The 12,550-nt window shown below is 68.5% G+C and carries 10 protein-coding genes; 7 read left to right on the plus strand and 3 right to left on the minus strand.

Annotated features, from left to right (window positions below; all coding sequences use genetic code 11):
• The first annotated feature begins 103 nt into the window (after positions 1 to 103).
• The 5 genes from ACWGKJ_RS01595 (at position 104) to ACWGKJ_RS01615 (ending at position 5,684) form a co-directional block, all read left to right on the plus strand.
• Positions 104 to 1,237 carry a substrate-binding domain-containing protein gene (locus tag ACWGKJ_RS01595; protein WP_385033138.1) on the plus strand — a complete coding sequence of 378 codons (1,134 nt, stop codon included), beginning with the start codon at positions 104 to 106 and terminating at the stop codon, positions 1,235 to 1,237.
• A 198-nt stretch (positions 1,238 to 1,435) separates the two neighbouring features.
• Positions 1,436 to 2,755, plus strand: coding sequence for an ABC transporter substrate-binding protein (locus ACWGKJ_RS01600; protein ID WP_385033140.1), 1,320 nt, complete (start codon positions 1,436 to 1,438; stop codon positions 2,753 to 2,755).
• A 5-nt stretch (positions 2,756 to 2,760) separates the two neighbouring features.
• On the plus strand, positions 2,761 to 3,648 hold the full coding sequence (locus ACWGKJ_RS01605) for a carbohydrate ABC transporter permease (RefSeq protein ID WP_385033143.1): 888 nt from the start codon (positions 2,761 to 2,763) through the stop codon (positions 3,646 to 3,648).
• Positions 3,645 to 4,502 carry a carbohydrate ABC transporter permease gene (locus ACWGKJ_RS01610; RefSeq protein WP_385033146.1) on the plus strand — a complete coding sequence of 286 codons (858 nt, stop codon included), beginning with the start codon at positions 3,645 to 3,647 and terminating at the stop codon, positions 4,500 to 4,502. The genes ACWGKJ_RS01605 and ACWGKJ_RS01610 overlap by 4 nt, the downstream gene beginning before the upstream one ends.
• Before the next feature lie 153 nt (positions 4,503 to 4,655).
• Positions 4,656 to 5,684, plus strand: coding sequence for a hydroxyacid dehydrogenase (locus ACWGKJ_RS01615; RefSeq protein ID WP_385033149.1), 1,029 nt, complete (start codon positions 4,656 to 4,658; stop codon positions 5,682 to 5,684).
• Positions 5,685 to 6,069: 385 nt separating this feature from the next.
• Here the strand turns inward: ACWGKJ_RS01615 and groL are convergent, their stop codons facing one another.
• Positions 6,070 to 7,692: a chaperonin GroEL gene (groL, locus tag ACWGKJ_RS01620; protein WP_385022343.1), complete on the minus strand. Its 1,623-nt coding sequence runs from the start codon at positions 7,690 to 7,692 to the stop codon at positions 6,070 to 6,072.
• A 112-nt stretch (positions 7,693 to 7,804) separates the two neighbouring features.
• Entirely contained in the window at positions 7,805 to 8,113 is a 309-nt protein-coding gene (groES, locus tag ACWGKJ_RS01625) for a co-chaperone GroES (protein ID WP_164262571.1), read from the minus strand.
• 395 nt (positions 8,114 to 8,508) lie between these two features.
• On the opposite strand from groES, the gene ACWGKJ_RS01630 reads away from it, so the two are divergent.
• Positions 8,509 to 9,735: a THUMP-like domain-containing protein gene (locus ACWGKJ_RS01630; RefSeq protein WP_385022338.1), complete on the plus strand. Its 1,227-nt coding sequence runs from the start codon at positions 8,509 to 8,511 to the stop codon at positions 9,733 to 9,735.
• Positions 9,736 to 9,911: 176 nt separating this feature from the next.
• Here ACWGKJ_RS01630 and ACWGKJ_RS01635 read toward each other — a convergent pair whose 3' ends face one another.
• Positions 9,912 to 10,277 (minus strand): hypothetical protein, encoded by a 366-nt coding sequence (locus tag ACWGKJ_RS01635; protein ID WP_385022356.1) that lies wholly within the window; start codon positions 10,275 to 10,277, stop codon positions 9,912 to 9,914.
• A gap of 541 nt (positions 10,278 to 10,818) precedes the next feature.
• Here ACWGKJ_RS01635 and ACWGKJ_RS01640 point away from each other — a divergent pair.
• Positions 10,819 to 12,429 carry an alpha/beta hydrolase gene (locus ACWGKJ_RS01640; RefSeq protein ID WP_385022334.1) on the plus strand — a complete coding sequence of 537 codons (1,611 nt, stop codon included), beginning with the start codon at positions 10,819 to 10,821 and terminating at the stop codon, positions 12,427 to 12,429.
• Positions 12,430 to 12,550: the final 121 nt, after the last annotated feature.

The raw sequence follows: 12,550 nt of genomic DNA on the forward strand, positions 1-12,550 counted from the left end.
ACACTGCACTAGGGTCTGACCGTGGCATTCGCCCGGCCCGGCCCGCCACCGCACCAGCCGCCACCACACCAGCCGACCACCGGACCACGAGGGGACCGCCGCCGTGCGCGAGAGTGCCGACGAACGCCATGACCGACTGCTCGCACTCGTACGGGAGCAGGGATCGGCCCGCGTATCCGATCTTGCGGCGCAGCTCGGCGTTTCCCCCGTCACAGCCCGGCGGGACGTCGAGACACTGGCGGAACGCGGCCTGCTCGACCGCGTGCACGGCTCGGTCTCCTGGCCGCGGCCGACAGGAGCGTCGGTCGCAAAAACCCTGGCCGGAACCGCGGCCCAGACGAGCGGCGGACTTGTTCTCGGGCTGCTGGCACCCTCCGCGACGTACTACTTCGCCGAGGTGATCAGAGGTGCGCACGATGCGGCCGCGCAGGCCGGCGCACGGCTGATCCTGCGGATCTCCGACTACCGCCCCGAGGAGGACAAGGCCCGCACCGAGGGCCTGCTGGCGTCGGGCGCCGAGGGGGTGCTGATCGCGCCGGGCTGGCAGGCGGCGGGCGACCAGGCGGCTTACGGCGACTGGATGTCGGAGCTGCCGGTGCCCGCCGTGCTTCTGGAACGGCAGCCCGCGCTGGGCAGCCCTCTCGACGACATGGACCGGGTCTGTTCCGACCACCGGCACGGAGTTCTGCTGGCCGTGCGCCATCTGGTCCGCCTCGGCCATGGCGCGCCGTTGCTGGTCGCGCGTACGGACAGCCCGACTGCGTTCGCCGTACGGGCGGGGTACGAGGAGGCCCTGGGGGCGCTGGGTCTTGAGCAGCCGCGGCCCGTGATCGATTCGGTGCCGGCCGAGCTGGACCGGGGCCGTTTCGAGGAGGCCGTACGGGCCGTGCAGTCCGCGGTGGCCACTGGGGGCGTGACGGCTGCCCTGGTCCACAACGACGTGGACGCCATTCATCTGGTGCAGCGCCTGGCCGAGTTGGGCGTACGCGTACCGGAGGATCTGGCTCTGGTCGCCTATGACGACGAGGTGGCCGCCCTCGCGGACACACCGCTCACCGCGGTGGCACCGCCGAAACGCCAGGTCGGGCTGTACGGGACCCGGCTGCTGGTCGAGCGGCTGAGCACGGGGCCACGCACCAGGGCGGAGGAGCGCCAGGAGCAGGAGGCCGGTCAGCATCTGGCACTGCTGCCCAGACTGCACGTACGGGCCTCCTGCGGGGCCGCCGCGCCCCGGTAACTCGCAGTGGGTGTCTGAGGTCTGGGTGCCCGAGAGCTGCGTGCCCGAGACCTGAGCACCCCGGACCAGATTCGGACCAGATTTCGATAACACTCTGATCTTTTTTCGATCATTCAATCTTTCGCTCTTGACTTCGGTCATTGCGGGGCCAAGGATCACGGCCAACGTCAATGTCGCCGCTAACTCAGGAGTCTCGCTGTGAGCCGCAGTTGGAGCAGAACGACCCTTTCCATAGCCGGCGCCGCCACCGCCCTGGCCGTCCTCACGGCTTGCGGCAGCAGCGGCGACGACTCCGCGAAGGGCACGGACGGCAAGCCTGTGAGCATCACGTTCTGGGGCTGGGCCAAGGGCTCCAAGGAGACCGTGGACGCGTTCAACGCCTCGCACAAGAACATTCAGGTGAAGTACGAGGAGATCCCGTCCGGCAACGCGGGCGGCTACGCCAAGATCTCCAACGCGGTCAAGGCCGGCAACGCCCCCGACCTGGTCTCCATCGAGTACCCCCAGCTGCCTGAGTACGTCAGCCAGGGCGCGCTCCAGGACATCAGCAAGTACATGACCGACGACGTCAAGAAGAAGTTCCTGCCGCAGGCTGTCGAGCAGACCACACTGGGCGGTAAGAACTGGGCCGTCCCGTTCGACGCGTCGCCGCAGGCCTTCTACTACCGCAAGGACCTGTTCAGCAAGTACGGCATCGCGGTCCCCAAGACCTGGGACGACTTCCGCAAGGCGGCGGAGAAGGTCAAGAAGGCCGACAAGAAGGCCCGGATCGGCACCTTCTTCCCGGACGACCCGACCACCTTCGAGGCGATGGCCTGGCAGGCCGGCGCCCAGTGGTTCAAGGCGGACGCGGACACCTGGAAGATCAACACCACGGACTCCGCCACCACCAAGGTCTCCGGATACTGGCAGGGGCTCATCAAGGATGATCTGATCCGGTCGCAGGCGTCGTTCAGCCCTGAGTGGACCAACTCCCTGAAGAACAGCGGCACCATCGGTTATCTGGGCGCCGCCTGGGGGGCCGGAGTCCTGAAGTCCACCCTGCCCGAGCAGAAGGGCAAGTGGGCCATCGCGCCCATGCCGACCTGGGACGGACAGGCCGCCAGCGGCATGCTCGGTGGCTCCACCTGGGCCGTGACCAAGGACAGCAAGCACGCCGAAGCGGCCGTCGAGTTCGCCAAGTGGATGTCGACCACGCAGGACGGCATCAAGGCCCGTATCGCTTCGGGCACGTCCAGCGCCTACCCGGCCGCGACCGAGCTGCTGCCCGCCGCGAAGAAGGCCTTCGACGCCTCGTACTACGGCGGCCAGGACATCTACCAGCTGTTCGGCACCGCGGCAGCGTCGATCAAACAGGGCTGGACCTGGGGGCCGGCGACCGGCACCACCAACACCGCGATCAAGGACCAGTTCGGCAAGGTCGCCAGTGGCGGCGCCACGGTCACCGGATCGGTCAAGGCCGGCCATGACGCGACTGTCCAGGAACTGAAGAAGCGCGGACTGAAGGTCGAGGGCTGACCGGTATGAAGGCCCGCACCCGCGCCGCCGCGATTCTGCTGACCCCGTTCTTCGTCCTCTTCACCGCTGTGATGCTGGTGCCGATCGGATACGCGGTCTGGCTCAGCCTCTTCACCGAGAAGCAGTCGGGACTGGGGTTCGGCGGCTCCGAGTCCGTGTTCTCGGGTCTCGACAACTATGCGGCGGCGCTGGGTGACCGGGCCTTCCGCGAGGGCTTCGGCGTACTGCTCGGATACTGCGTCATCTACATCCCCCTGATGGTCTGCGGCGCCCTCGCACTCGCACTTCTGCTGGACTCCGCGCTGGCCCGCGCCAAGCGCTTCTTCCAGCTCGCGCTCTTTCTGCCGCACGCCGTACCCGGCATCATCGCGGCGCTGGTCTGGGTCTACCTCTACACACCCGGACTGAGCCCCGTGGTCTCCGCGATGCACTCGGGCGGTATCGGCTTCAACTTCTTCTCCTCGTCGGGCGCTCTCCCCTCCGTCGTCAACATCGCGCTGTGGGAGTGGCTCGGCTACAACATGGTGATCTTCTACGCCGCCCTCCAGGCCATCGACCGATCGGTCCTCGAAGCGGCCACCGTGGACGGCGCCGGCGGCTGGCGCACCGCCGTCAGTATCAAGCTCCCGCTGATCCGCGCCTCCGTCGTGATGGTCGCGCTGTTCACCATCATCGGCTCGCTCCAGTTGTTCACCGAGCCGCTGATCCTCAACAGCGGCGCCGGGTCCGCCGTCTCCTCCACCTGGACACCGAACATGTACGCGTACACGGCCGCCTTCTCCCGCAACGACTACGGGCTCGCGGCGTCCGCATCCGTGCTGCTGGCTCTCACTGCCGCACTGCTGTCGTTCCTCGTCACCCGCTTCACCGGCCGTAAGGGGAAGAACGCATGAGCCCCCGCCCGGCACCGAAGAACCGGTGGCTGTCGAAGACCGCTGTCAACGGCGCGCTGGTGCTCGCCGTCGTCTACATGCTCTTCCCGCTCATCTGGCTGGTCACTGCCTCCACCAAGGACACCGGCGGGCTGCTCTCGGGCAACGCCTTCTCCTTCAAGGGCTTCAACCTCGGCCAGAACATCTCCGATCTGACGTCCTACGGTGGCGGCGTCTACTTCCGCTGGTACGGCAACAGCCTGCTGTACGCGGGTGTGGGCGCCGTCCTCTGCTCGCTGATCTGCGTCGCCGCCGGATATGCCTTCGACAAGTACGAGTTCCGGGGCAAGGAGAAGCTCTTCGGACTCGTCCTGCTCGGTGTGCTGGTGCCGACCACCGCACTCGCACTGCCGATGTATCTGCTCGCGAGCAAGATCGGCATCGTCAACACCTACTGGTCGGTGCTGATCCCGGTCCTGGTCAACCCGTTCGGCGTCTACCTCGCCCGGGTCTTCAGCGCCGGCTACATACCGAACGAGGCGTTGGAAGCGGCCCGGATCGACGGGGCCGGTGAGCTTCGGACCTTCTGGTCCATCGGTATGCCCATGATGATGCCGGGATTTGTGACGATCTTCCTCTTCCAGTTCACAGCGATCTGGAACAACTTCTTCCTCCCCCTGGTCATGCTCTCGGACCGCGATCTCTTCCCGTTGAGCCTCGGCCTGTACTCGTGGAACACCAACACCCATGGCGAGCCGAGCTTCTACCCGCTCGTGGTCACCGGCTCCCTCCTCGCCGTCATCCCCCTGATCGTCGCCTTCGTCTCCCTCCAGCGGCACTGGAAGGCGGGCCTCACCGCCGGAAGTGTCAAATGACCGCCGCCGTCCGCCCCGGCCCGAGCCACCACACCCGAGCCGCCCCCACCCGGGCTGCCGCGGTCTGTGGCGCCCCCACCCGGGCCGCCACAGACCGGGCCGACTCCTACCGGGCTGCGCCCGGAGCAACCGAGAAGGAGCACTGGGACCACCATGCACCACGCCACTGACAATCGGCCGGGTGTCCTGCTCGCGATGGCTCCGGGCATCGTGGAACGACTTTTCGCCGAGCGCCACCACGTCCGGCTCAATGCCCTGGCTCGTACGGACAGTCGACTGGTCGCCCACGACCTGGCGCACCCCACGGCCGAGGTCGCCACAGCGCTCGCCGAGGCCGAAGTCCTCCTCACCTGCTGGGGTGCGACCCCGCTCACTCCCCGGATCCTGGATTCCGCGCCCCGGCTCCGCGCCGTCGTCCACGCGGCGGGCTCGGTCAAGCACCACATCACGGAGGCGTGCTGGGAACGCGGCATCACCGTCGCTTCGGCCGCCGCGGCCAATGCGCTGCCGGTGGCCGAGTACACCCTCGCCGCGATCCTGCTCGCCAACAAGCGTGTCCTGCAGTCCGCCCGCCGGTACCGCGAGATGCGCGGCGACCAGGACTGGCGGGACGAGCTGGACGGTGCGGGCAACTACCACCGCACCGTCGGGATCATCGGAGCCTCCCGGATCGGCCGCCGGGTGATCGAGCTGCTGCGCCCCTTCGATCTCCGGGTCCTGCTGTACGACCCGTACGTCGGTACCGCCGAGGCCACCGCGCTCGGTGTGGAGCCGGCACCGCTGGACGAACTGTGCGCCCACAGCGACATCGTCAGCGTGCACGCCCCGCAGCTTCCGGCCACCCGGCACATGATCGGAGCCCGCCAGCTGGCCGCGATGCGGGAGGGGGCGACGCTGATCAACACGGCCCGTGGCTCGCTGATCGACGAGGACGCGCTGCTTCCCGAGCTGTCGAGCGGGCGGCTCCACGCGGTGCTGGATGTGACGGATCCCGAGACCCCGTACACGGACTCCCCGCTCTACGACCTGCCGAACGTCCTGCTCACGCCACATGTCGCAGGATCGCTCGGGGGTGAGCTGCACCGGATGGCCGACCAGGCTCTGGATGAGCTCGAACGGTACGCGTCGGGGCGGGAGTTCGCGGATCCGGTACTTCCCTCGGACCTGACGCACTCCGCCTAGTCGAGGACAAGGCGGGACAGAAGCGGGGCGAGCCGGGGCCGAACGGGCCAGACCAAGCCGGGCCTGGGCCGGGCCTGGGCCGGGCCTGAGCCGGGCCTGAGCCGGGCCTGGGCCGGGCCTGGGCCGGGCCTGAGCCGGGCCTGAGCCGGGCCTGGGCCGGGCCTGAGCCGGGCCTGGGCCGGTCCGGGCCCCCGGATCCCGGGCCCGGACCCTGACCACGAGCCGTAGTCCAAGGCCTGCTCCCCGTACCCCTACCCCTACCCCTACCCCAAGGCCCCTGCTGCCCAGCCCCCGTACCGCCTGAGACCCGTCCCGTAACACCGCGAGGCCCGGCGCCCCTTCATTTCGAAGGGGCGCCGGGCCTCAGACGTGCGTCAGGTCAGCCTCAGTGCGAGTGGCCGTGACCGTGGGCCGCCTCGGGCTCCTCCTCCACCGGCTTCTCGACGACCAGGGTCTCGGTCGTGAGCAGCAGCGAAGCGATGGACGCGGCGTTCTCCAGCGCGGAGCGGGTGACCTTGACCGGGTCGATGACGCCGGCCTTCACCAGGTCGCCGTACTCACCGGTCGCGGCATTGAAGCCGTTGCCCTTGTCGAGCTCGGCGACCTTCGAGGTGATGACGTAGCCCTCAAGGCCGGCGTTCTCGGCGATCCAGCGCAGCGGCTCGACAGCGGCGCGGCGGACGACCGCGACACCGGTCGCCTCGTCACCGGACTTGCCCAGGTTGCCTTCGAGCACCTTGACCGCGTGCACCAGAGCGGAGCCACCACCGGAGACGATGCCCTCCTCGACCGCGGCGCGGGTCGCGGAGATGGCGTCCTCCAGACGGTGCTTCTTCTCCTTGAGCTCCACCTCGGTGGCGGCACCGACACGGATCACGCACACGCCGCCAGCCAGCTTCGCGAGGCGCTCCTGGAGCTTCTCGCGGTCCCAGTCGGAGTCCGTGGACTCGATCTCGGCCTTGATCTGGTTGACGCGGCCCTGGACCTCGTCAGCCTTGCCACCGCCGTCGACGATGGTGGTGTCGTCCTTGGTGATGGTCACGCGGCGGGCGGTGCCCAGCACGTCGAGACCGGCCTGGTCGAGCTTGAGGCCGACCTCCTCGGCGATGACCGTGGCACCGGTGAGGGTGGCCATGTCGCCGAGCATCGCCTTGCGGCGGTCGCCGAAGCCGGGGGCCTTGACCGCGACCGCGTTGAAGGTGCCGCGGATCTTGTTCACGACCAGAGTCGACAGGGCCTCGCCCTCGACGTCCTCGGCGATGATCAGCAGCGGCTTGGAGCTGCCCGCCTGGATGACCTTCTCAAGGAGCGGCAGCAGGTCCTGGATCGAACCGATCTTGCCCTGGTGGATCAGGATGTACGGGTCGTCGAGGACGGCCTCCATGCGCTCCTGGTCGGTCACCATGTACGGCGAGAGGTAGCCCTTGTCGAAGGCCATGCCCTCGGTGAAGTCCAGGTCCAGGCCGAAGGTGTTCGACTCCTCGACGGTGATGACACCGTCCTTGCCGACCTTGTCCATGGCCTCGGCGATGAGCTCACCGACCTGCTTGTCCTGAGCGGAGAGACCGGCGACAGCGGCGATGTCGGACTTGTCATCGATCGGGCGGGCGGTCGCGAGGAGTTCCTCGGACACAGCCTTGACCGCGGCGTCGATGCCCTTCTTCAGGGAGGCGGGCGAAGCGCCGGCGGCGACGTTGCGCAGACCCTCGCGGACCAGCGCCTGGGCCAGCACGGTGGCGGTGGTGGTGCCGTCACCCGCGATGTCGTTGGTCTTGGTCGCCACCTCCTTCACCAGCTGCGCACCGAGGTTCTCGTACGGGTCGTCGAGCTCGACCTCACGGGCGATCGTGACACCGTCGTTGGTGATGGTGGGAGCGCCGAACTTCTTGTCGATGACGACGTTGCGGCCCTTGGGGCCGATCGTCACCTTGACCGTGTCGGCAAGCTTGTTGACGCCGCGCTCAAGGGCGCGACGGGCGTCCTCGTCGAACTTCAGGATCTTCGCCATGGAGCTGATTCAGTCCTCTCAAAACGAACTGCGCCCCCGGGTGCCCGTCACTCGTTGTGCGAACACAGCAGATGCGGGGCCAGGGGCGCAGATCAAGAAATACGTCGGTGAATTACTTCTCGACGATCGCGAGAACGTCGCGAGCCGAGAGGACGAGGTACTCCTCGCCGTTGTACTTCACCTCGGTCCCGCCGTACTTGCTGTACAGCACGACATCGCCGGCCTTGACGTCGAGCGGAAGACGCTCGCCGTTCTCGAAGCGGCCCGGACCCACGGCCAGGACGACGCCCTCCTGGGGCTTCTCCTTGGCGGTGTCCGGAATGACCAGGCCGGAGGCCGTGGTCTGCTCGGCGTCGAGCGGCTGGACCACAATGCGGTCCTCGAGCGGCTTAATGGCAACCTTGGAGCTGGTTGTCGACACGATCCGGTCTCCCCCTTCGGAGATCTCACGGGGTGAACTGTCTGAGTGGCGACCGGATGGATCCGTCGTCGCGGGTGCCGGACCGGCCCGTCGCCAGATTTGGCACTCTCCCGTGGGGAGTGCCAGAACTGAGACTAGGACGGCAGTTAGCACTCGGTCAAGCGGAGTGCCAATGAGCCCCGGCCATGTCTGCTGCGGCTTCCTCCTCCCGGCCCCGGCCGGGGGCGTCGTGTGCCGTGTGGTGTGCGCCGTGCGCCGTGTACCACTCAAGGCCTCACCGGACGTACGGCTGCGCCCGCCCGCACCACGCCGGGCACCGCCCCCACCGCATCCGGCCCCCATATCCGGCACCATCCGCACTACCCGAAGCCACCCGGATCACCCACACGAACCACATGAACCGCATCACCCACAATGGACGGGTGACCGACCTCGACGCCTTCACCACGCTGTTCACCGATGAGGGCGCCGCCCTGCTCGCCTCGCTACGGGAGTACGACCCTTCCCAGGAGTTGGCCGTCGCCACCCGGCTGCGCCGCACGTACCCCACCGAGCTGGTCTCCACGGCCCTCGCCCAGGCGCGCCTGCGGCAGCGGGCCGTCCCGAAATTCGGCGCCGACGACGCGCACCGGATGTTCTTCACGCCCAACGGCGTGGAACAGTCCACACGTAAATCCGTCGCCGAGTACCGCGCCCGCCGCTTCGCCGGCCTGGGCGTACGCAACGTCGCCGACCTGTGCTGCGGTATCGGCGGGGACGCGTTGGCGTTCGCCCGCGCCGGGATCTCCGTACTGGCGGTCGACCGTGATCCGCTGACGGCCGAAGTCGTACGGGCCAACGCCGCCGTCCTCGGGCTGAGCAGCCTGATCGAGGTGCGGTGCACAGATGTGTCACAGGTCGTCACAGATCCGTACGAAGCGGTCTTCGTCGACCCTGCACGGCGTGGCGGGCGGGGCCGGATCTTCAACCCCGAGGCGTACTCACCGCCGCTGTCCTGGGCCACGGGTGCAGTGACCGACCGAATCGCCTCCGGTCCGTCGCACGGGACAGCGGGCGCTATCAAGATCGCTCCCGGCATCCCGCACGAGATGGTCCCCAGTGGCGCCGAAGCGGAGTGGATCTCCGACAGCGGTGACGTCAAGGAAGCGGTCCTCTGGTTCGGCACGGAACCGGGGCTGCGCCGCGCCACCCTGCTTCCGTCAGGAGCCACCCTCACAGACCGCGGACTCCCCGACCCCGAAGTACGGACGCCGGGCCGGTATCTGTACGAACCGGACGGCGCCGTCATCCGCGCCCATCTCGTCGCCGAGGTGGCCGAGGAGCTCGGCGGCGGGCTCATCGACGAGACCATCGCCTACATCACGGCGGACGAACTGCGCCCGACGCCGTACGCGACGGCCTACGAGATCACGGATGAACTCCCCTTCGGCCTGAAAAGGCTGAAAGCCCTGTTGCGAGAGCGGGAAGTCGGGAACCTCACGGTCAAGAAGCGCGGCTCGGCAGTCGAACCGGAGGAGGTACGCCGCCGGGTCAAGCCCCAGGGACCCAACGCGGCCACCGTGATCCTCACCCGGGTCGCGGGCGCGCCGATGATGCTGATCGGGCAGCCTGCCGGTTCCTGACGGGGCGACAGGGCCTGTCGGAGCGACAGGGCCTGACGCTGCTCCCTGTGTCCCTTCGGCTCTCTCCACCGGGGGTGGGCCTCGTCAAGCCGGGTCTCATCAGCCAGGGCCCCGTCAAGCAGGGCCGGCGTTGCCGGTCGGCGGCCGGTCGTGGCAGGCCGGTCAGGCCAGGTCGGTCAGGCCAGGTCGGTCAGATCTTCCGCGTACACCTGGGACAACGGCTGCGGACCCACGTACTGCTGACAGTTGCAAACCCCTGGCTCGAAGCTCAGCGGCTTCTTGTTCTCATCCCAGGACATCGGTACTTCGACGGTCTCATGGCACTTTCCCTGCCGGTCGTGCTTGGCGAGGTGGTGTGTGCAGCCGCAGACCGGCTCGGGCGGTTTGTTCGCCGCCTCGATCTCCCTGCGCTCCCGCTCAGCTGTCTCCAGCCGCTCCATCCGGCGCTCATGGCGAGTGCGCAGCGCGGTGCGGCCCGTATCCGCGACCCAGCCGAAGCCGCCGACCATGAAGAATATGAACACCCACCAGAACCAGCTCACTTGCGGCCCTTCCCCCCGGCCCGTGCGTTCCATCCTTCAAGGTTACGCGTACAGGCACCAAGCGCCGAAGAGCCGGTCGGCAATCCGGATCCGAATTGCCCCGGCGGGCAACCTGGGCGTGCTGGGGGCGGGTGTGCTGGAACGGGGGTGGTGGGGTCAGGGGTGGTGGGGTCGGGGGTAGTGGGGTCGGGGGTAGTGGGGTCGGCTTGCTGAAGTCGGGCGGGCCGGGCGATCGGCCACTGTCTGCCTGTCCCCCGTACGGCCCGTGTGCCAGGCGGTATCCGACGGGTCGTCAGAGGATGAAAATATGACGCCTCGTAAGCCATCGCGCCTGTCGGCGCGTTTGTCGCTCCGCTCGTCCCTCCCCGCACGATTCCACGCGCCCGGCCCCGCGCCGCTCTCCCCGCCCGGCCCCGCACTGCTCCCCCTGCCCGACCCCGCACCGCTTCGTACACTGTTCCTGTCGTCGCTGCGTACGTCGTTCCGTACGCCGCCTCCGGCAGCTCCCGCCCACGAGCCGCCCCGTAAGACATGGATCGGCGTGCCTCGTCGTGCATTCGGCCGTGCTGTGGGGTGCGCCGCTGCCGCTTCCCTGCTGCTTGGCGGGCCGGCGGTCGCGGCCGTACCGGCCCCGCCTGCTGCCACAGCGTCGCCTGCTGACACGCCGACAGCAGCTGACACCCCGTCGACGGCCGAGGGCGCCGTCGCCAGGCCTCCGGCCCCGGCCCCGTCGGCCTGGACCACGTGCCCCGCCCCTTCCCAGGCGCAGGGCGGGGGAAAGGCGCCGGGCTCCGGCTGGACCTGCGCCACGCTGAACGTTCCCCTCGACTACACCAAACCCGGGGGAAAAACGATCCCGCTGGCACTGATCCGTCATCGCGCGACAGGGCCCGGCAAGCGCATCGGTTCACTCATCTACAACTTCGGCGGCCCCGGCGGCTCCGGTGTCGACACGCTGCCTGCCTTCACGCCTACGTTCGCGAAGCTCAACACCCGCTATGACCTGGTGAGCTTCGATCCGCGCGGAGTCGGCAACAGCGAGCCCGTCAACTGTCTCACCGACCGGGAGACCGATGCGCTCAACTCGGTCGACTCCACGCCCGACACCCCCACCGAGGTCCGGCAGTGGATGGACGCGACCCGTAACTTCGCGGCGCACTGCGCGAAGAAGTCCGGCCCTCTCCTGCCGTATCTGACGACCACCAATGTGGCCAGGGACCTAGACCGGATTCGTGCGGCCGTGGGCGACAGGAAGCTGAACTACTACGGCTTCTCGTACGGCACGGAGCTGGGCGCGACCTATGCCCATCTCTTCCCCGGGAAGGTGGGCCGTGCGGTGCTGGACGGCGTCATGCACCCCGACAAGGACTTCACGCAAGGGGCCCTGTACCAGCTGAAGGGCTTTCAGCTGGCGCTGGACCACTTCGCGCGTTCCTGTGTCGCGGCCACGTATCTCTGCCCGCTGCACCGCTCCACCCCCGAGGGGGTGGAGAAGGTACTCACCGATCTGGTGACCGGCCTGGAGAAGCACCCCGCAGGCGCGAGGACGGGCCGCACGCTCACCGATTCGCTCGCCCTGACGGCGATCGAGGGCGCGTTGTACTCACCGGACTCCGGCTGGCCGCGCATGGCGAACGCGGTCGCCGTGTACCTCCGTACACACAACCCCGCGCCGTTGCTCACGATGGCGGACAGCATGACGGGTCGCGACGCCAAGGGGCACTACTCGAACAGCAACAACGTCTTCGCGGCCACCAGTTGCGCCGACTTCGGCGTCCCGGTGGGGAAGGCGGAGATCGAACGGCAGTTGCCCGCCTTCCGGAAGGCGTCGCCGCTGTTCGGCGCACAGTTCGCGTGGGCCCTGAACCAGTGCACGTACTGGCCGGTCAAGGGGGCAATGAAGCATATGGAGGTCAGCGCGAAGGGCGCGCCGCCGATTCTGGTCATCGGCAACACGGGTGACCCCGCCACCCCGTACGGCGGGGCGAAGGCCATGGCGCGGCGGCTCGGGAAGGGAGTCGGAGTGCTGGTCACCTGGAAGGGCGGCGAGGGCCACTGCTCGTACGGAAACGGCAGCGCGTGCATCGACGGCAGGGCGAACGCCTATCTGCTGGACGGGAAAGTGCCGGCTTACGGGACCAGTTGCTCCTGAGAGTGGGTGGGGGCCCGGGGGGATTCGGGCAGAGGTGATTGCCGAGGGGGCGGGGGGCCTGGGGGCCGCGGTGCCGTGGAGTGCACACCGCAGGGGGGCGGCACGGGACGGGTGGCACAGG

The organism is Streptomyces sp. NPDC054757 (assembly GCF_053612185.1).